Consider the following 18,787-nt stretch of genomic DNA (forward strand, 5'->3'; position numbering starts at 1 on the left):
GCCCTCCAGCCAAAACCGACCGAGCAGTGCCGGGCAGCAGCCTGCAAACTACTCGCTCTCGAGCACAGCCATCGCGGCGTTGTGGCCGCCGATCCCCGACACGGCACCACCCCGCCGGGCGCCCGACCCGCACACCACGATCCGTGGATGCCGCGTCGCCACTCCCCACCGCTCTGCCGGCGTGGCGACGGGGGCGTCATCCTCGAGGAACGGCCAGTCCAGCCCACCGTGGAAGATGTTGCCCTTCGGCATGCCGACAGCCCGTTCGATATCGAGCGTCGTCTTGGTTTCGATGCAGGGCCGGCCGGCGGCATCCGTCATCACGACGTCCTCGATCGGTTCGGCGAGCACCGAGTTGAGCGACTCGAGTACGGCGGCCTGCAGCCGGGCACGCATCTCGTCGTTGTTCTCGGCGGTCACGAGGCGCGACGGCACATGCAGACCGAACACGGTCAGGGTGTGGGCGCCGGCCTCCCGCAGCTCGGGCCCGAGGATGGTCGGATCGGCGAGGGAGTGGCAGTAGATCTCGCACGGCAACGGGCTCGGGATGCCGCCGTCAGCTGCCACCGAATACGCCGCGTCGAGCCCGGACCACGACTCGTTGATGTGAAACGTGCCGCCGAACGCCGCCTCGGGACTCACGGTCGCGTCGAGCAACCGCGGCAGCCGCGCAAGCAACAGGTTCACTTTGACCTGCGCGCCCTCGCGGGTTGTGTTCGGGTTGGATTCGGTCGCAGTGCCGAACGGCCGCGCCTCGAACACGCCGACCGACGGCTCACCGGCCGCGAGCTGCTCGCGCCCGTATGACACCTCGGTTCCCGCCTGAACGAGCTTGTCGAGTGTCGCAGGGGCGACGTTCGCGAGAATCCAGGTCGCGGATGCCTCGACCTCGGCACCGTCGACGACGTACCGCACGCGTCCGGCCGGGTCGATCGCGGTTACCTCGGCGTTCGTGGTCAGTTCGGCGCCGGCATCCCGCGCGGCCCGCGCGATCTCACTCGACACGGCGCCCATGCCGCCGACGGGCACGTCCCAGTCCCCCGTCCCGCCGCCGATCAGGTGGTACAGGAAGCAGATGTTCTGCTGCAGGTCGGCATCATCGGCCCGCGCGAACGTGCCGATGAGCGCGTCGGTGAGAACGACACCGCGCACGAGATCGTTCTGCAGGTGCGTCGAGATCACGTCGCCGATCGGATGCTCGATCATCGCGTCCCACTCGCTGGACCCACCAGCATCCGTCACGAGGCGTTTCGCCTCGGACCGGGTGAGGAGCGGCGCCGTCATCGTCGGCCACAGTGCCTCGGTGAGGCGGCGGCAGTGTTCGTAGAAGCGCTCGAAGAGGTCGAACTCGTCTGCGGGAGCGCCGATGCGATCGAACGAGGCCCTGGTCGCTGCGGCATCGTCGTTGTCGACGAGAAGTCCGCGGGTCGGGTCGGTCGGGTCAGGGGTGTACGACGAATAGCGGCGGCGCACGAGAGTGATGTCGAGTGCGAGGTCGTCGATGATCCGCTGGGGGAGCAGGCTGACGAGGTACGAGTAGCGCGAGAGCCACGCCTCGACCCCTTCGAAAGCCTGGGCCGAAACGGCGGCCCCGCCGACGGCATCCAGTCGCTCGAGAAGGAGCACGCGCTTGCCCGCCCTGCCGAGGTAGGCGGCGGCGACGAGACCGTTGTGGCCTCCGCCGACGATGATCGCGTCGTACTCCTTGGGTGTCGTCATGCCGCGATTCTCCCACGCGACGCCCGGCCGACCTCGAATTCGGGAACAGCCACCAAATTCAGGAGAAGCCACCAAATTCAGGAGAACCGGGGCGACACGCCGTACGGGAGCGCTCTCACCACGGCGTGTCGCGAGAATCTCCTGAATTTGGAGTCACCCAGACCGACTCAGGCCGGCGTCACCAGAAACCCCGTCGCCCGCGCGAGCGCACTCCGCACCGCGGTCACCGCCGGCCGTGCCGCACTGGCGAGGCGCGCAGACGTGAACACCGTGCGCGAGGGAGTGCCGGGCAGGTCCACGAGTCGCAGGGCCGGCTCGCGCCCGGACCAGACGAGATCCGGCAGCATCCCGACCGCGTTCCCCGACTCCACGAGCCGGATGTGCGCGATCAGGTCAGCCGTCTCGAACCGCACATCGGGTTCGAACCCGGCCGCCCGGCACAGTTGCGTCGCCCACAGTCGCGCGACGGTGCCCTCCGGTTCCATCACGAAGGGGAGCGAAGCGGCATCCGCCAACGAAGACACAGCGGATGCCGGTGGCACCGCCAGCCGCAACACATCGGTTGCGAGAAACTCACGATCCAGGTCGGGGAGGTGGGGCCGCGTGTGTCCCGGATACTGCTCGGCGAGCACGAGATCGAAGTCCCGCGCGGCGAGGTCGAACAGTCCCTCCTCCGGCTCACGCTCGACGATTTCGACGCGAAGCTGCGGGTGCTCGACCCGCAACAGCGTCAGCGCGTGGGGAATTACCGCGTGAGCGGCGGACTGGAACACCGCGATTCGCACCGTGCCGACGACGGCGTCGAGGGACGTCGCGAGCTCAGCCTCAGCGCGCTCAAGCCCGTCGAGCAGTTCGGCGGCGCGGGCCGCGAGCAGTTCGCCCTGTGGCGTCAGCTGAACTCGCCGACCGCTCCTCTGGAGCAGTTTGACGCCCGCCTCCCGCTCCAGCTGGGAGAGCTGCTGCGACACAGAGGAGGGACTGTAGGCGAGGGCTTCGGCCACGTCGGCGAGGGTGCCGCGAAGCTGAACCTCGCGCAGCAGGCGGAGTCGTCTCATGTCGAGCATGCGGCCAGCCTAATCATCGGCAGGGCTGATGAATATGCTTCGGAAAGATTCGCTTTTCTGAATCGAAGCGCGGGCGCACACTGAGACTGAGAGTCCCCGCAAACCGCGCGGCGACCTCCCGATACTCCACCGCAGGAGGAATAGTCTCGTGATCATGCCTCACACCTCGGCCGGCGCGGATTTGAGCGCCACCCAGCTCGCAACGGATGCCGTCACCCTCGCCCGCAAGTGGGTCGATGAGAGCGCGAACGCGACGGTCGACCCCGCCGCCCAGCGCCTTGCCGAGGTGCTCAAGGATCCCAACGGACTCGCGTTCACCGTCGGCTTCGTCGACGGTGTGATGCGGCCCGAGGATCTCTTCGTCGCCGGCTACAACCTGCAGCGCGTCGCGAAGCTGGCCCCGGCGTTCCTGCCCTGGTATCTCCGCGCCGCCATCACCGCCGGTGGCATCCTCGGCCCGGTGATGCCGTGGGTCGTCATCCCGGTCGCGCGCAGGGTGCTCCGCGGCATGGTCGGACACCTCGTTGTCGACGCCACACCGGCGAAGCTCGGGCCGGCGATCGAAGACCTCCGTGAGGAGGGTTCGCGGCTCAACCTCAACCTTCTCGGCGAGGCCGTTCTCGGTGACGCGGAGGCGGCCAAACGGCTCAACGGCACACGCGAACTGCTCGCGCGTGACGACGTCGACTACGTCTCGATCAAGGTCTCATCCATCGTCTCGCAGCTCTCGATGTGGGCGTTTGATGACGCCGTCGACCGCGTTGTCGACCGACTGACGCCGCTGTATGAACTCGCGGCGAGTTCACCGGCCGAGAAGTTCATCAACCTCGACATGGAGGAGTACCGCGACCTCGACCTCACGGTCGCCGCGTTCATGCGGATCCTCGACCAGCCGCAGTTGAAGACGCTTGAGGCGGGAATCGTGCTGCAGGCCTACCTTCCCGACGCCCTCGCTGCGATGCAGACGCTCCAGGACTGGGCGGCCGAGCGTGTGGCATCCGGCGGGGCGCCGATCAAGGTCCGCCTGGTGAAGGGCGCCAACCTCGCGATGGAGGGTGTCGACGCCGCGATTCACGACTGGCCGACCGCTCCGTACGACTCCAAGCAGGACACCGATGCCAACTACAAGCGCGTGCTGATGTGGGCGCTGACCCCGGAGCGCACGAGGAACGTCCGTGTCGGTGTCGCCGGTCACAACCTGTTCGACCTCGCCTTCGCGTGGCTCCTCGCCCAGAGCCGCGGCGTGACCGACGGCGTCGAATTCGAAATGCTCCTCGGCATGGCGACGGGTCAGGCGGATGCCGTCAAGCGCGACGTCGGGAACCTCCTGCTCTACACGCCGGTGGTGAACCCGAAGGAGTTCGACGTCGCCATCTCGTACCTGATCCGCCGGCTCGAGGAGAACGCGTCGCAGGAGAACTTCATGTCTGCGGTGTTCGAGCTACACGAGAACAAATCCCTGTTCGAGCGGGAGAAGAAGCGCTTCCTGGCGTCCGTGGCCCAGCTCGAAGCCACGCCGCACGAGGTGCCGTCGCCGCGGCGGACCCAGAACCGCGAGACCGAGTGGACCCTCGCCGCCGCTGACGAGCTCGTGCAGCGAGCGCCGTCGGCCGACAGCTTCACGAAGCCCGAGGGTGACGAGCTCGGCATGACCCAGCAGGTACTCGGGCTCGCACGGGGTTCGAAGCAGGAGTCTCCGTTCGATACCGTGCGCGTCTTCGACACCACGACCCTGAACACCCTTCCCGCGACCGATCTCGGCGCGCCCGGATTCGTCAACACGCGTGACACCGACCCCTCCCTGTCAGCCAACCGAGCGTGGGCAGGCCGGATTCTCGCCCGGGTGCCCGGCAGCGAACTCGGCAACCGCACGATCTCGGAGTGCACGGTTCCGGATGCCGCCACTCTCGACTTCATCATCGGTGGCGTCCGCGATCGCGGGGCAACGTGGGGAGCCCTCCCGGCCGCCGAGCGCGCTGCCGTGCTCGAGAAGGCTGCCCTGGCTCTCGCGGCGAACCGTGACCGCCTGATCGAGGTGATGGCATCCGAAACCGGAAAGACCATCGCCGAGGCAGACCCAGAGGTCAGCGAAGCCATCGACTTCGCCCACTACTACGCGGCGAAGGCCCGCGAACTCGACGCCGTCCGTGGCGCCCGGTTCGTGCCGTCACAGCTCACCGTCGTCACGCCGCCGTGGAACTTCCCTGTCGCGATTCCCGCGGGAGGGGTGCTCGCCGCGCTCGCCGCCGGGTCTGGCGTCATTCTCAAGCCCGCGCACCAGGCTCGCCGCTGTGCCGCCGTTCTCGCTGAGGCGCTGTGGGAGGCGGGCGTTCCGCAAGAACTCCTCACCCTCGTCGCTCTCGATGAGCGCGAACTGGGCAAGCAGTTGGTGTCACACCCCGACGTCGACCGGGTCATCCTTACCGGGGCGTGGGAGACGGCGGACCTCTTCCGCTCCTGGCGCCCCGACCTTCCCCTCCTCGCCGAGACGAGTGGAAAGAACGCCATCATCGTCACTCCGAGCGCCGACCTCGACCTCGCCGCTGCAGACGTGGTCAAGAGCGCATTCGGCCACGCCGGCCAGAAGTGTTCGGCAGCGAGCCTCGTCATCCTCGTGGGTTCCGTCGCGAAGAGCGAGCGGTTCCGCCGTCAACTCGTCGACGCGGCAACCTCGCTCCAGGTCGGCTACCCGGAGAACGCGGCGAGCCTCATGGGACCGATCATCGAGCCGGCCGACGGCAAACTCAAGCACGCTCTCACCGAGCTCGGCGTGGGCGAGAAATGGCTCGTGAAACCGAAGCAGCTCGATGACACCGGGCGACTGTGGTCACCAGGTATCCGGGCGGATGTCGCCCCCGGCTCCTACTTTCACCTCACCGAATTCTTCGGTCCGGTCCTCGGTGTGATGCACGCCGCGAATCTTGCCGAGGCGATCCGTTTCACCAACGCCATCGACTACGGGCTCACCTCCGGGCTTCACACCCAGGACCCGGACGAACTCGCCGAATGGCTCGCCACCGTCGAAGCGGGAAACCTGTACGTCAACCGCGGAATCACCGGCGCGGTCGTCCAGCGCCAGCCGTTCGGCGGCTGGAAGCGCTCCGCCGTCGGCGCAGGCGCGAAGGCGGGCGGGCCCAATTACCTGCTCACCCTCGGCTCCTGGGTGCCAGACGCTGGGTCGAGCAGCAAGACGCTGCACCTGCGCGGGCTCGACAGCTCGGTCACCCGGCTCATCGAAGCGGCCCAGCCCTCTCTCGGCTACGAGGAATTCGACGTCCTGCGCCGGTCCGCCCTGTCGGATGCGATCGCGTGGGGCAACGAATACGGCGAGACGAAGGATGCCTCCGGTATTCCGATCGAGAGGAACCTCTTCCGGTACCGCCCGGTGCCCGTCGCTATCCGGGCCACTGCAGACGCCGATCTGGGCGAGGTGCTGCGGGTCGCACTCGCCGCATTGCGTGCGCGGTCCCCGTTCACGCTCAGCGTGGCATCCGGGCTTCCTGCTCCCGTCCGCGGATTGCTCGGCGACCTCTCCGTTCCGGTCTTCGTCGAAACCGACGGGGAATGGGTCAGCCGTACCGCAGCGGGAGGAACGCCCAGGGTGCGCATCGTCGGACCCGACGATTCGCGGACAACGCTGCACCGTGCGCTCGCTGAGGCCGCGAGGGGCAACCCCGACCTGGCGATCTACTCGGGGGCGGTGACGCAGTCGGGCCGGATCGAACTCCTGCCGTTCCTGCACGAACAGGCAATTTCGATCACCGCGCACAGGTTCGGCAACCTCGACCCGTGGAGTGCCGAGGTCATTTAGCCCCGATCGGTCCGAGAAGGCGACTCCAACGCACGTTGAACGACCCTTTCGGACCGATCGATTCGTCGAGCGCCCCTTTCGGACCGATCGATTCGTCGAGCGCCCCTTTCGGACCGATCGACGGCTCGTCAGGGGCGGGTCGGCTCATCCTCACGCGGGAATGCGAGTGACACCGCGTAGACGACGATCAGGCTCATGACGGCGATTTCGCCGCCATCCTCGAGAGCGATGAACAGCGGATCGATCACCGGCATGTCGATGAACGGACTGTGGAGGATGTCGATCGCGACGCCGAAGAAGGCGAGCCCCCCGAAGAGCGCGGCGAGGATGAGCGTGATCCGGCGGTCGCGAGCGGACGCGAACCGGTAGGCGATCACCAGCGAGACGATGAGCAGCACTCCGATGAAAGCGAGCCACAGAGCTTCACCGAGATGAGTCGTCAGACGGCCGACATACGGCCCGTTCAGGGCGTACCACGTGCCGATCCGTTCGTGGAGTGTGAAGTAGTCATCGGTGAGGAGGTAGAGCGAGAACGTGGCCCAGACCAGCAGAATCCACGCTCGGGTCCTTACCGCCACGAGGACGAGCATGATCGCCGACCACCCGGTGAGCATCTGGAAGAACACCTCGCCGTATCCGCGTTCCGTGCCGAGGTCGAAGTACGGGCTCCACGGCGCGCCGATGAACCGGCGGCTAAGGTGCAGGACGATGTAGACACCCGTCGTCGACCAGAGGAGGGCCAGGACCCCCATCAGCCGTGGATCGTCGAGCCCCAGGGCAGCTCGAGCGCGACGCACACGTGAAGGTTTGCTACTGATGGTCATGGATTGTCCTTGTTCAGGTTTCCCACATCTTTCCGCAGCAGACACGAGAAGTTCACCCTCCCACTCCGTTCGCCACCATCTCGCGCGTCAAACTCGGGCTGATGAGCGAGCGACGATACGGCGCATACTGGGGGAATGGCATCCGTTCCCCGCACCGACCGGGCGACGAAGCGCCTCGTGCTGCTCGTCGCGATCCTCGCCTCCTTCGTCGCATTCCTCGACGGTTCCATCATCAATGTGGCCTTGCCAGCGATCACCCGCGAGTTCGGGGGAGGCCTGCCGGTGCAACAGTGGGTCGTCGACTCCTACCTGTTGACGCTGGGCGCGTTCATCCTTCTCGCCGGGTCGCTGTCGGATGCCTTCGGTCGCGTCCGCATCCTCGCGATCGGCCTCATCGGTTTCGGAGTGACGTCCCTCCTCTGTGCGATCGCACCCAGTGCCGCGTTCCTCATCGTCGCGCGCGCACTCCAAGGCGCGGCGGCGGCTCTGCTCGTGCCGAGCTCGCTCGCGATCATCATCTCGACCTTCTCAGGTCAGGGACAGGCGCGCGCGATCGGCCAGTGGACCGCATGGACAGGAACCGCGATGATCATCGGTCCGCTGCTCGGCGGGATCTTCGTCGATACCGTGTCGTGGAGACTCGTCTTCGGGATCAACGTGTTCCCCATCGCCCTCACCCTGTGGCTCCTCGCCAAAATGGACAAGCAGCCCGCACAGACCACGCAGCCGCGTGTCGATGTCGTCGGCGCCACGCTCGGGGCGATCGGACTCGGGGGCCCGGTATTCGCACTGATCGAGCAGGGCCGGTACGGCTGGGCAAGCCCGATCGTCTGGGCTCCGCTCGTCGTCGGAGTCGCCGCGTTCGGCCTGTTCCTCTGGTGGGAGAGTCGCACACGTGACCCGATGATGCCGCTCTCGCTCTTTTCCTCGCGTAACTTCTCGGCGGGCAACATCGCCACCGTCTTCATCTACGGCGCCCTCGGGTTCGGCTTCTTTGTGATCGCGATCTACCTGCAGCAAGTAGCCGGTTGGCCAGCGACACTCACCGGACTCGCCACCCTTCCACCGACGATCGTGATGCTGTTGCTGTCGAGCCGGATCGGTGCGCTCGCCGGCAGGCTCGGGCCGCGGCTGTTCATGACGGTGGGGCCGATCGTGGGTGGAATCGGGTTCCTTCTTCTGCTCACCGTCACCGCCGACGAGAACTACTGGCTGCAGTTGCTTCCCGGTCTCATCCTCTTCGGCATCGGCCTGTCGATCACCGTCGCGCCTCTCACGAGCGCGATTCTCGGAGCGATTGACGAGGGCCAGGCCGGTATCGGCTCGGCGGTGAACAACGCCGTCGCGCGCGTCGCCGGACTTGTCGCCGTCGCGTGCGCCGGACTGATTCTGGGTCCGGTGCTCGACCTCGCCGGGTTCCACCGAGCGATGATCGCCACGGCGATCGCCCTCATACTGGGCGGAGCGATCTCGTTCGCGGGCATCCGCAATCCGGCTCTCGCCGAGGCATCCGACGCCTCCGCTGCACCCGAGGTAGAGTCGCGCTGACACCGCGAGCACAATTTCAGGAACGGATGCCGAGGGTTGCCTTCACGATCGACAGCGCTTCGTCTGCATCCAGGCCGAGCGACTTCACCCGGTCGGCGTAGGCGACGGCGGCGAGCTGTGCCTGTTTGTGAACCGGGTCACCGACCGCGGACACGAAGGATCCTTTCCGGCCGCGGGTCTCGATGACCTCGTCCTGCTCGAGTTCGCGATATGCGCGGGCAACGGTCGTCGCTGCGAGTCCGAGCTCATCGGCGAGCCCGCGTACCGTCGGCAATTTGTCACCAGGAGCGAGGTCGCCGTTTCGGGTGCGCTCGATCACCTGCGTCTTCAATTGCTCGAACGGTGGCGTCGACGAGCTGGCGTCGATCCGGAATGGTGAACCCATGTGCGCTCCCTCGATTGGTGTCACCGGAGCACGTCCGGTTGCTCTCTGGCAAAGCTACCGCTGAACCCGCGAAGCGGTGAGAATCTGGACGAGGGCCGCCGGCAGTTCAGGGCGCCCGATCTCCTCAGGTTCGATCAGACCGTCGTCGGTGCCGGCCACATCACTGAGGGCGACGACTTCATCGTGCAGACGCTCCATCTTGACGTCGAGCCGCGACGCCGCGTGCGCCGCGTCGCGCAGCTCGTCGAGAAGAGTCTCGGGAACGGCACGGTCGTATTTGTAGTAGATCTTGTGCTCGAGGCTGGCCCAGAAATCCATGGCGATCGTGCGGATCTGAACCTCCAGCTTGACCCGCTCGACGTGGTCGGACATGAAGACCGGAACCTCGATGATCATGTGGAGGCTCTGGTAGCCGTTGCTCTTGGGCTCGCGAATGTAGTCCCGTACCTCGAGCACGGTCACGTCCTGCTGGGCCGTGATCATTTCGGCCACCCGATAGGTGTCCGAGACGAAGCTGCAGGTGACACGGATACCGGCGATGTCGTGAAGCTCTTCGCGGATGCCGTCGAGCGTCAGCTCGCATCCCTTGCGATTCGCTTTCTCCAGGATGCTTTCGGGAGATTTCAGACGCGAACTCACGTGCTCGATCGGGCTGTAATCGTGCCGGTGATGGAACTCTTCCTTGAGGATGTTGAGCTTCGTCATCACCTCGTCGATGCCGAATTTGTAGGAGAGCATGAAGCGTGTGAACTCGTCGCTGAGTTTGCGAAGGTCGGTCAACTCTCGCGGGACATCGGCCATGAGGGTGGTTTCCTTCCGGGGGCGGTGGACCCGCCGGACACAAGTCTGCCAGCCTCTCGCTGGTAGTCCGTCCGGAAGATCAGGCCGACGGTTCTCGGGTTCTCGCGTAGTGCCTCCGAGACTTCATGCGGTTTCCGCAGGAATCCATGGAATGCCACTTGCGGGAGTTAGCCTTGCTGTTGTCGATGAGGAAATGCTGGCAATCCGGGTTCGCACATGGCCGGATCCTGGAACCGGACGGTGACTGGAGCGCCGCCCATTCTTCGACCGCGCGCGCTCCGATCACGAGGTGATCGGGAACATCGAGCTGCCACTCCAGCCGGTCATCGACGAGAACCGCCGATTTCTGCATTCCAGAAATCCACGGGGCGAGAACGTCCGTGGCCGAGGCTCCGCGAAGGAACGGTACGAACACTTCCCGCGCCTGCCTCGCTCCGGCGATCTCAGCAGGCGTTCCGCTGCCCCCGTGAGCGCGGAGCCATTCACGTGCGTCAGCGTCTTCGCCGAGTTCGTCGAGAACCTGGTCCGCGAAGTGCAACCGAGAATTAACGAGATCGAGAAGGACGTGACCCGTTTCGGCCGTTTGCGTGGTGTTCATGTTCTAACCCTATCAAAAGCCTTGACAGGTTGTAGCTGAGGTGCTTGTATGAGTTTCACAACCACTCAACAGCCGCAAGCCGGTTAGAAAATGAAAGAGGATCAGCGACATGAGCTTCATCACAGTTGGCCAGGAAAACTCGACGAACATCGACCTCTACTACGAGGACCACGGTGACGGGCAGCCCGTCGTTTTGATCCACGGATATCCACTCGACGGGAACTCGTGGGAGAAGCAGTCGAGTGCGCTCCTCGACGCCGGTTACCGCGTCATCACCTACGACCGGCGAGGTTTCGGCAAGTCGAGCAAACCGACGACTGGTTTCGACTACGACACCTTCGCGGCAGACCTGAACACCCTTATCGAGACGCTCGATCTTCACGACGCGATCCTCGTCGGCTTCTCCATGGGCACGGGTGAGGTCGGTCGCTACCTCGGCACCTACGGCTCAGGCAGGGTGGCAAAAGCGGCGTTCCTCGCCTCTCTGGAGCCCTTCCTGCTGCAGACCGACGACAACCCGGCCGGAGTACCCCACGACGTCTTTGACGGAATCTCCGCTGCAGCGAAAGCCGACCGGTTCGCCTGGTACGACGACTTCTTCAACAACTTCTACAACCTCGACGAGAACCTCGGCTCGCGAATCAGCGAGGCCGCAGTGAGGGGGAGCTGGAACGTGGCCGCCAGCGCGTCGTGGTTCGCGGCATCCGCCGTCGTTCCGACGTGGCTGACCGACTTCCGTGACGACATCCCCAAGATCGATGTGCCGACGCTGATCCTCCACGGCACCGCCGACCAGATCCTGCCGATCGACTCGACCGGGCGCCCGTTCTCCAGGCTGCTGCCTGACGCCGACTATGTGGAGATCGAAGGGGCACCGCACGGCCTGCTCTGGACTCACGCCGATGAGGTCACCGAGGCACTCCTGACCTTCGTCAAGAAGTAGTCGGTAGCGGATGCCGGTCGGGTCCCTGACCGGCATCCGCCTATTCGAGCTCTTCCTGGATCATCCGCGGGGAGGCGTGGATGCAGACCATCTCGAGGCGGTTGGTGCCCGAGTTCACGAACTTGTGTGCCGTGCCCGCCGTCACGGTGAGAATGTCGCCGGCGGTCGCCTCCATCGTCTCCCCGTCGGCGGTGACCGTGACGGTGCCCGCCCGCACCACCCACGTCTCGGTGTACGGATGCCGGTGGAGACCCGGACCCTGCCCCGGGTCGTTGTCGACGAGATAGAACGAGACTCCGGATTCGTGGAGGCTGCCCTCGAACCGCGCCGTTCGTCCCGATCCGGAAACCAGGTCGGCGGCTTTCACACGAGTGATCATCCGGTCCTCCTTTTCCACGGTGCGTGATGCACGTCATTGTTGTCTTGCTGGCCGCGTGCGGCAAGAGCCCACGGTCGCGCGAGCGGCACTTCGACATCCGCTGTTCACTTGTGCGCCACCTTGCCTCAATAGACATGGACGACACCCGTCTCGAATCCTTCGGAGCTCCCATGTCTCACGCCAGACGCTCGTCGCGTCGCCGTTTCCCTGCCGCCACCGCGGCATCCGTCGCGGCCGTTGCTGTTGCCGGGTCTCTCCTCCTGGCGCCGCCAGCGGTTGCCGGCATCGTTGCTGAGCCCATCTCCTATTCCGCGCCGGACGCGGCTCTGAGCCTCGCGGTTGCCGGCACCTACGAGACCGGACTCTTCGACCAGTCGGCCGCCGAAATCGTGGCCTACTTCGGCGAGCGGGTCTTCACCGTCAATGCCGCAGCTGGTGCCGTCGACGTCCTCGACGTCAGCGACCCGACGTCGCCCCGCAAGCTGTACTCGATCCAGGGCGACGGCATTGCGAATTCGCTCGCGATTCGGGCGGACGGGCTCGGAGTCATCGCGGTCGAGTCGACCACGAAGACCGACAACGGCGCGCTGGTCTTCTTCGACGCGAACAGCGAAACAGCGGATGCCATCCTCGGCGAGGTCGAGGTCGGTGCGCTGCCAGACATGGTCGCCCTCTCCGCTGACGGCACCTACGCCGTGGTCGCAAACGAGGGTGAGCCGAATGACGACTTCACCGTAGACCCCGAAGGATCGATCGGGGTCGTCGCGCTGCCGGACGCCGTCGCCGCCCCCGCTCAGGCTGCGGTGAGGATCGCAGACTTCCACGCCTTCGAAGACGGCGGCTCGAAGACCCTCGATCCCCTGGTTCGCGTCTTCGGCCCTACTCCGGAAGCCGGGAACCCGGTCTCCCGCAACCTCGAGCCCGAGTATGTCGCCATCGATGGCGACACCGCATACGCGGCGCTGCAGGAGGCTAACGCGGTTGCGGTCATCGACCTCGCCACCGCGACCGTCACCGACATCTGGCCCCTCGGATACAAGGACCACGGCCGTGCGGGCAACGGGCTCGACGCGTCCGATCGGGATCCCCGCGATGCGCCAACGATCAACATCGAAACCTACCCGGGTCTTCACGGCGCCTATATGCCAGACGGCATCAACACCTACGAATCGAACGGCACGACCTATCTCGTCACGGCCAACGAAGGTGACTCACGTGAGTGGGGAGACTTCGTCGATGCGGCCCGGGTCAAAGACCTGGGGAGCGACGGGCTTCCCCCGGTCTGCGAAACGAGTTCCCTGGCCGATCTCACCGGCGACGCCGACCTTGGCCGTCTCAACATCATCACCGACCTCGGCCTCTCCGAGTCCGGCGACTGCTACGAGGAGCTGTACGCCTTCGGCGCTCGCTCCTTCGCGGTCTGGACCACGGACGGCTCCCTCGTCTATGACTCCGGCGACAGCCTCGAGCAGGTCACAGCCGAAGCCAACCCCGCATTCTTCAACTCGAACCACTCCGCGTCGAACTCCGAAGGCCGCAGCGACGACAAAGGCCCGGAGCCCGAGAACCTCGCGATCGGCACCGTCGACGGCCGTTCGTACGCCTTCGTCGGTCTTGAACGGGTCGGAGGCGTCGCGGTCTACGACATCACGAACCCGGCCGAGTCCACGTTCGTGACGTACCTGAACAACCGTAACTTCGCGGAGTCCGTCGAAGACGGTGGCAGCCTCGCTGAGGCCGGAGACCTCGGGCCTGAGGGGCTCGCGTTCATTCCCGCCGTAACGTCACCGACCGGTGAGCCGATGCTCGTCGTCGGCAACGAGGTCTCCGGAACAACGACACTGTTCACGATCGAGACGTCTGCGCCGGACACCACCACCCTGCAGGTGCTCGGCATCAACGACTTCCATGGGCGAATCGAGCAGAACCTCGGCTCCGGTGAAGCAGGTGCCGCGGTCCTCGCGGGCGCCGTCGACGCTCTCACCGAGGAGAATCCGAACACCGTCCTCGTTTCGGCCGGTGACAACATCGGTGCGTCGACCTTCACGTCGTTCTCGCAGCAGGATGCCCCGACGATCGAGGCGCTTGTCGCCAGCGGCCTGTCGGCCTCGGCGGTCGGCAATCACGAGTTCGACGCCGGCTGGGCGGACCTCACTGACCGGGTCATCCCCGCCTACGGCGGGTCTGAGTTCGCTCTCGGGGCAAACGTCTATCTGAAGGGCACCAAAACTCCGGCGCTCGCCGAGTACTCCGTCACGACCGTCGACGGGGTCCGAATCGGTTTCATCGGAACAGTGACCGAACAGACCGCGTCGATGGTCTCCCCGGCCGGTATCGCCGAGATCGAATTCGGCGACCAGCTCGAGGCAGCCAACCGGGTCGCTGCTCAACTTCAGGACGGTGATGCCGACAACGGTGAAGCAGACGTGATCGTGTTGCTCACCCATGACGGCGCAGATGACGCCGACTGCACCACGATCGCGGCGGGGACCTCGACCTACGCCACGCTCGTGCGCGAAGCATCCGCTGACATCGACGCCATCTTCTCCGGTCACACCCACCAGGAGTACGCCTGCGCGTTCCCGGTCGAAGGCTGGGCCGACGGGCTTGAGCGCCCGGTCGTTCAGGCTGGACAGTACGGGGCGGCCATCGATCGCCTCACCATTGATGTGGACCCGGCGGACAACTCCGTGGTGTCGCTCTCGGCAGAGATTCTCCCGCTCGTCGTCGATGGCGCTGCCGCATACCCGGCGAATGCCGCTGTGGCCGAGCTCGTCGCAGCGGCAGCCGCTGAGGCAGAGGTTGTCGGTGCCGCACCGGTCGGGAAGATCAGTGCGGACATCCTCCGTGGGGGCATCGGCGGTTCTGATCGCGGTGTCGAATCCTCCCTCGGCAACCTCATTGCCGACATCCAGCTGTGGGCGACGTCGAACGAGGACTTCGGTGGCGAGCCAGCGCAGATCGCCCTCATGAACCCGGGAGGTCTCCGCGACGACCTGCTCTACGGCGACGACGGCGTGGTGACCTACCAGGAAGCCGCCGCGGTCCAGCCGTTCGCCAATACGCTCTGGACCCTCGACCTCACCGGCGCTCAGCTGAAACAGGTTCTCGAGGAGCAGTGGCAGCCGGACGGCTCCTCACGGCCCAAGCTCCACCTCGGCATTTCGGAGGGGTTCAGCTACACCTACGACCCGGAGGCTGAACGCGGCAGCCGCATTTTGTCGATGACGTTTGAGGGCTCGGCAGTGGCCGATGGCGCCGTGTACCGGGTCGCCACCAACTCGTTCCTCGCCTCCGGCGGCGACAACTTCGGCACTCTCGCGAGCGGCGCAAACGCCACCGATACCGGTCAGGCCGACCTCGCTGCGACGGTGTCGTACCTTGACTCGCAGGGAACCATCGATCCGCCGGCTCTCGGTCGCGCGACACTCGCCGACGCTGTTCCCGGGAATCCCGCCGAACCAGGCGAGCCCGGTGACGATGGTACGCCGGCGACCCCCGCCGACCCGGACGATGCGGCCGCTCCTGGCGCCAACGGAGACCTGGCCGCGACCGGAGCGAATGTCGGTCTCATCGCCGTCCTCGGTTTGCTCCTGGTCGTTGCGGGCGGCTGGCTCACACGCCGCCGCGGCTTGTTTCTGTAGCACCAACCATGAGCACAATGCAATGCCCCCCGCTTAGAAACCACTCAGAGTGTGTGGCTGATAGCGTCCAACTATGAACAACACACTCCTGATCATCATCGCAGTCGTCGCCGTCATCCTGCTCTTCACAGGTGGGTTCGTGCAGTCCCTGAACTTCCTGCTGTGGGTCGGCATCGTTCTGCTCGTCCTCGCGATCATTGTCTGGCTGCTCCGTGCAGTCACCGGCAAGAAGCGCGTCTAACCAGTTCCGCCCCGGGACATCCCGGGTATAGCTGACAAACGTAAAGCCGCGCCCGGCGAGACCATCAGGTTTCGCCGGGCGCGGCTTTGTCGTGAGCGGGGGAGTTCGGTGCGTCAGTCCGACGTGCGGTGGATCAGGCGAGAAAGCACGATCGCACTGCGGGTGTGATCAACGTTCGGCGCGTTCCGTACGCGCTCCAGCGCCGCCTCAAGACTCGGGATGTCACGGGACCGCATATGCACCATCGCGTCGGCGCCGCCCGTCACCGTACCGGCGTCGACTACTTCGGGAACAGCGGAGAGAATCTTGAGGAGCTCGTCCGGTGCAACTGTGCCCCGGCAGAACAGCTCGACGTACGCCTCCGTATGCAGGCCGTCGACAGCAGGGTCGACCTTGATGGTGAAGCCGCGAATGACTCCGTCTGCCACCAGGCGGTCGACGCGACGCTTGATCGCCGATGCGCTCAAACCGATTTCCTGCCCGATGTCGCCGTATCCGGCTCGTGCATTCTGGCGCAACAGGTCGATAATTCCGCGATCCAGGTTGTCCATACCGGCAGTCTAAGCGCTGTCCTTGCGTTTGGCCTCGTTTTTACGCATGATTCCTGCGCCGAACGGCAGACACCTTCGCGAGCCTGCGTGCGAGACTGGGGGCACGGCGTGCCCCCGCGGTTTTTCCGCGCTGGGACTCGAGGACAGTGTCCGCCGCTTCCCCCACCGGAGACGTGCATGACAAACATCGACACCGCGACGCAGGTCGCTTCAGCCACCCGCACACCGACCCCCCGCACCTATCTGATGTGCCGGCCGGACTATTTCACCGTCTCGTACAAGATCAACCCGTGGATGGAACCCACCAAGCCCACGGATACAGCTCGAGCGGTTGCACAGTGGCAAACCCTCTACGACACGTACATCAACCTCGGTCACACGGTCGAGCTGATTGACGGCGTCGACGGTCTCCCCGACATGGTCTACTCGGCCAACGGGGGCTTCGTCGTCGACAACATCGCCTACGGGGCAAGCTTCACCTACCCGGAGCGCCAGGCCGAGGGCCCCGCATACATGGACTGGTTCCGCGAGCGTGGCTTCGACGTGAAGGAGCCAGCCAACATCAACGAAGGCGAGGGCGATTTCCTCCTCGTCGGCGACACCATCCTCGCCGGAACCGGGTTCCGCAGTGAATCCCGCAGCCACTCCGAAGTAGCGGAGCTGTTCGGCCGCGAGGTCGTCACGCTCAGCCTCGTCAACCCGAACTTCTACCACCTCGACACTGCAATCGCCGTACTCGATCCACTCACCGGAGACGAGAACGCAAACATCGCGTACCTGCCGAGCGCATTCGACTCGAAGTCGCTCGCGATTCTCCAGGACCGCTATCCGGATGCCATCATCGTCGGTGAAGAGGACGCCTCCATCCTCGGACTCAACTCGATCTCAGACGGCTACAACGTCGTGATCGCAGCACGGGCGACCGGCTTCGAGCGCCAGTTGCGCGAACGCGGATACAACCCGATCGGGGTCGATCTGTCTGAGCTGTTGCTTGGCGGAGGAGGAGTGAAATGCTGCACGCTGGAGCTCCGCCGATGAGTACCACTCTTACGGTGTCTGGGGAGGTTATCCGGGCCGAAGAGGCTGTCGTCGCCCACAATTACCACCCACTTCCGATTGTCGTGGCATCCGCTGAAGGAGCATGGGTCACCGACGTGACCGGCAAGCGCTACCTCGACTGCCTCGCCGCATACTCCGCCGTGAACTTCGGCCACTCACACCCGCTCCTCCTGGATGCCGCTCGCGACCAGCTCGGACGCGTCACCCTGACGAGCCGTGCGTTCCACAACGACCAGCTGGGCCCGTTCGCGAAAGCGCTCGCGGAGCTGTGCGGCAAGAACACGGTGCTGCCGATGAACACCGGCGCCGAAGCGGTGGAATCCGGAATCAAGGTCGCTCGCGCCTGGGGGTACCGGGTCAAGGGTGTCGCGGCCGATCGGGCGAACATCATCGTCATGGCAGGCAACTTCCACGGCCGGACCACGACCATCATCAGTTTCTCGGATGATGAAGACGCCCGCGCCGACTTCGGCCCGTTCACGCCCGGCTTCCGCACCGTTCCATACGGGGATGCCGCCGCGCTCGAAGCGGCGATCGACGAGAACACCGTCGCCGTTCTGGTGGAGCCGATCCAGGGTGAATCCGGCGTCGTCGTGCCGCCGGCTGAGTACCTGCCCGCCGTTCGCGCGCTCTGCACCGAGAACAACGTGCTGTTCATCGCCGATGAGATCCAGTCCGGCCTCGGCCGCACCGGCGCGACCTTCGCGTGCGACCTCGTCGGGGTCGTGCCGGACCTGTACCTGCTCGGCAAGGCCCTCGGCGGCGGAATCGTTCCCGTCTCCGCCGTCGTCGGCAACGACGACATCCTCGGAGTACTCCAGCCCGGACAGCACGGGTCGACATTCGGCGGCAACCCACTGGCATCCGCTGTCGGTCACGCCGTCGTCCGGATGCTTGCGAGCGGCGAATACCAGAAGCGCGCGCGTGTTCTCGGGGCGCGACTCCACACGAAGCTCGGGGCGTTCGTCGGGCACGGCGTCGTCGACGTCCACGGTGCCGGTCTCTGGGCGGGCGTCGACATCGACCCGGCCCTCGGCACCGGTCGCGACGTTTGTGAGCGACTCATGGAGCGCGGCATCCTCGCCAAGGACACCCACGGCTCCACCATCCGTTTCGCGCCGCCCATTGTGATCGAAGAGAGTGACCTGGACTGGATGATCGAGCAGTTCGGCGAGGTACTGGTGGAGCTGCGCACGTAACACGATCCCCCGGATGGGGAG

General features: G+C 65.6%; 15 protein-coding genes. 7 read left to right on the top strand and 8 right to left on the bottom strand.

Going from position 1 to position 18,787, the window contains the following annotated elements; translation table 11 throughout:
- Positions 1-48: 48 nt before the first annotated feature.
- Both ACWA1Q_RS00660 and ACWA1Q_RS00665 read right to left on the bottom strand, forming a co-directional pair.
- Positions 49-1,719: a phytoene desaturase family protein gene (locus ACWA1Q_RS00660; protein ID WP_463758692.1), complete on the bottom strand. Its 1,671-nt coding sequence runs from the start codon at positions 1,717-1,719 to the stop codon at positions 49-51.
- A 167-nt stretch (positions 1,720-1,886) separates the two neighbouring features.
- The gene (locus ACWA1Q_RS00665) at positions 1,887-2,783 is read right to left on the bottom strand and encodes a LysR family transcriptional regulator (protein ID WP_463758694.1); all 897 of its coding nucleotides are present in this window, start codon (positions 2,781-2,783) and stop codon (positions 1,887-1,889) included.
- A 154-nt stretch (positions 2,784-2,937) separates the two neighbouring features.
- Here ACWA1Q_RS00665 and ACWA1Q_RS00670 point away from each other — a divergent pair, with 154 nt between their 5' ends.
- Positions 2,938-6,594 carry a proline dehydrogenase family protein gene (locus tag ACWA1Q_RS00670; RefSeq protein WP_463758696.1) on the top strand — a complete coding sequence of 1,219 codons (3,657 nt, stop codon included), beginning with the start codon at positions 2,938-2,940 and terminating at the stop codon, positions 6,592-6,594.
- A 128-nt stretch (positions 6,595-6,722) separates the two neighbouring features.
- Here the strand turns inward: ACWA1Q_RS00670 and ACWA1Q_RS00675 are convergent, their stop codons facing one another.
- Complete coding sequence (locus tag ACWA1Q_RS00675) at positions 6,723-7,418, bottom strand: hypothetical protein (RefSeq protein WP_463758697.1); 696 nt, start codon at positions 7,416-7,418, stop codon at positions 6,723-6,725.
- A 135-nt stretch (positions 7,419-7,553) separates the two neighbouring features.
- On the opposite strand from ACWA1Q_RS00675, the gene ACWA1Q_RS00680 reads away from it, so the two are divergent.
- The gene (locus ACWA1Q_RS00680; protein ID WP_463758699.1) at positions 7,554-8,966 is read left to right on the top strand and encodes an MFS transporter; all 1,413 of its coding nucleotides are present in this window, start codon (positions 7,554-7,556) and stop codon (positions 8,964-8,966) included.
- Between the two features lie 16 nt (positions 8,967-8,982).
- Here ACWA1Q_RS00680 and ACWA1Q_RS00685 read toward each other — a convergent pair whose 3' ends face one another.
- From ACWA1Q_RS00685 to ACWA1Q_RS00695, 3 genes are all read right to left on the bottom strand, one after another.
- The gene (locus ACWA1Q_RS00685; RefSeq protein WP_463758701.1) at positions 8,983-9,351 is read right to left on the bottom strand and encodes a GntR family transcriptional regulator; all 369 of its coding nucleotides are present in this window, start codon (positions 9,349-9,351) and stop codon (positions 8,983-8,985) included.
- 54 nt (positions 9,352-9,405) lie between these two features.
- Positions 9,406-10,152 (bottom strand): GTP pyrophosphokinase, encoded by a 747-nt coding sequence (locus ACWA1Q_RS00690; protein ID WP_463758702.1) that lies wholly within the window; start codon positions 10,150-10,152, stop codon positions 9,406-9,408.
- A gap of 79 nt (positions 10,153-10,231) precedes the next feature.
- Positions 10,232-10,750: a CGNR zinc finger domain-containing protein gene (locus tag ACWA1Q_RS00695; RefSeq protein WP_463758703.1), complete on the bottom strand. Its 519-nt coding sequence runs from the start codon at positions 10,748-10,750 to the stop codon at positions 10,232-10,234.
- Positions 10,751-10,859: 109 nt separating this feature from the next.
- Between ACWA1Q_RS00695 and ACWA1Q_RS00700 the strand changes: the two genes are divergently transcribed.
- Positions 10,860-11,693, top strand: a complete 834-nt coding sequence (locus tag ACWA1Q_RS00700) for an alpha/beta fold hydrolase (RefSeq protein WP_463758705.1) — start codon at positions 10,860-10,862, stop codon at positions 11,691-11,693.
- 40 nt (positions 11,694-11,733) lie between these two features.
- Here ACWA1Q_RS00700 and ACWA1Q_RS00705 read toward each other — a convergent pair whose 3' ends face one another.
- Positions 11,734-12,072, bottom strand: coding sequence for a cupin domain-containing protein (locus ACWA1Q_RS00705; protein WP_463758706.1), 339 nt, complete (start codon positions 12,070-12,072; stop codon positions 11,734-11,736).
- A gap of 170 nt (positions 12,073-12,242) precedes the next feature.
- Between ACWA1Q_RS00705 and ACWA1Q_RS00710 the strand changes: the two genes are divergently transcribed.
- Entirely contained in the window at positions 12,243-15,716 is a 3,474-nt protein-coding gene (locus ACWA1Q_RS00710; RefSeq protein ID WP_463758707.1) for a choice-of-anchor I family protein, read from the top strand.
- A gap of 73 nt (positions 15,717-15,789) precedes the next feature.
- Positions 15,790-15,957, top strand: a complete 168-nt coding sequence (locus ACWA1Q_RS00715) for a hypothetical protein (protein WP_463758709.1) — start codon at positions 15,790-15,792, stop codon at positions 15,955-15,957.
- A gap of 113 nt (positions 15,958-16,070) precedes the next feature.
- Here ACWA1Q_RS00715 and ACWA1Q_RS00720 read toward each other — a convergent pair whose 3' ends face one another.
- Positions 16,071-16,508, bottom strand: coding sequence for an Lrp/AsnC family transcriptional regulator (locus ACWA1Q_RS00720; RefSeq protein ID WP_463758710.1), 438 nt, complete (start codon positions 16,506-16,508; stop codon positions 16,071-16,073).
- A 177-nt stretch (positions 16,509-16,685) separates the two neighbouring features.
- Between ACWA1Q_RS00720 and ddaH the strand changes: the two genes are divergently transcribed.
- Both ddaH and rocD read left to right on the top strand, forming a co-directional pair.
- Complete coding sequence (ddaH, locus tag ACWA1Q_RS00725; protein WP_463758711.1) at positions 16,686-17,546, top strand: dimethylargininase; 861 nt, start codon at positions 16,686-16,688, stop codon at positions 17,544-17,546.
- Positions 17,543-18,766 carry an ornithine--oxo-acid transaminase gene (gene rocD / locus ACWA1Q_RS00730; protein ID WP_463758713.1) on the top strand — a complete coding sequence of 408 codons (1,224 nt, stop codon included), beginning with the start codon at positions 17,543-17,545 and terminating at the stop codon, positions 18,764-18,766. The genes ddaH and rocD overlap by 4 nt, the downstream gene beginning before the upstream one ends.
- Positions 18,767-18,787: the final 21 nt, after the last annotated feature.

This window comes from Mycetocola sp. TRD_SC_2 (genome assembly GCF_055361225.1).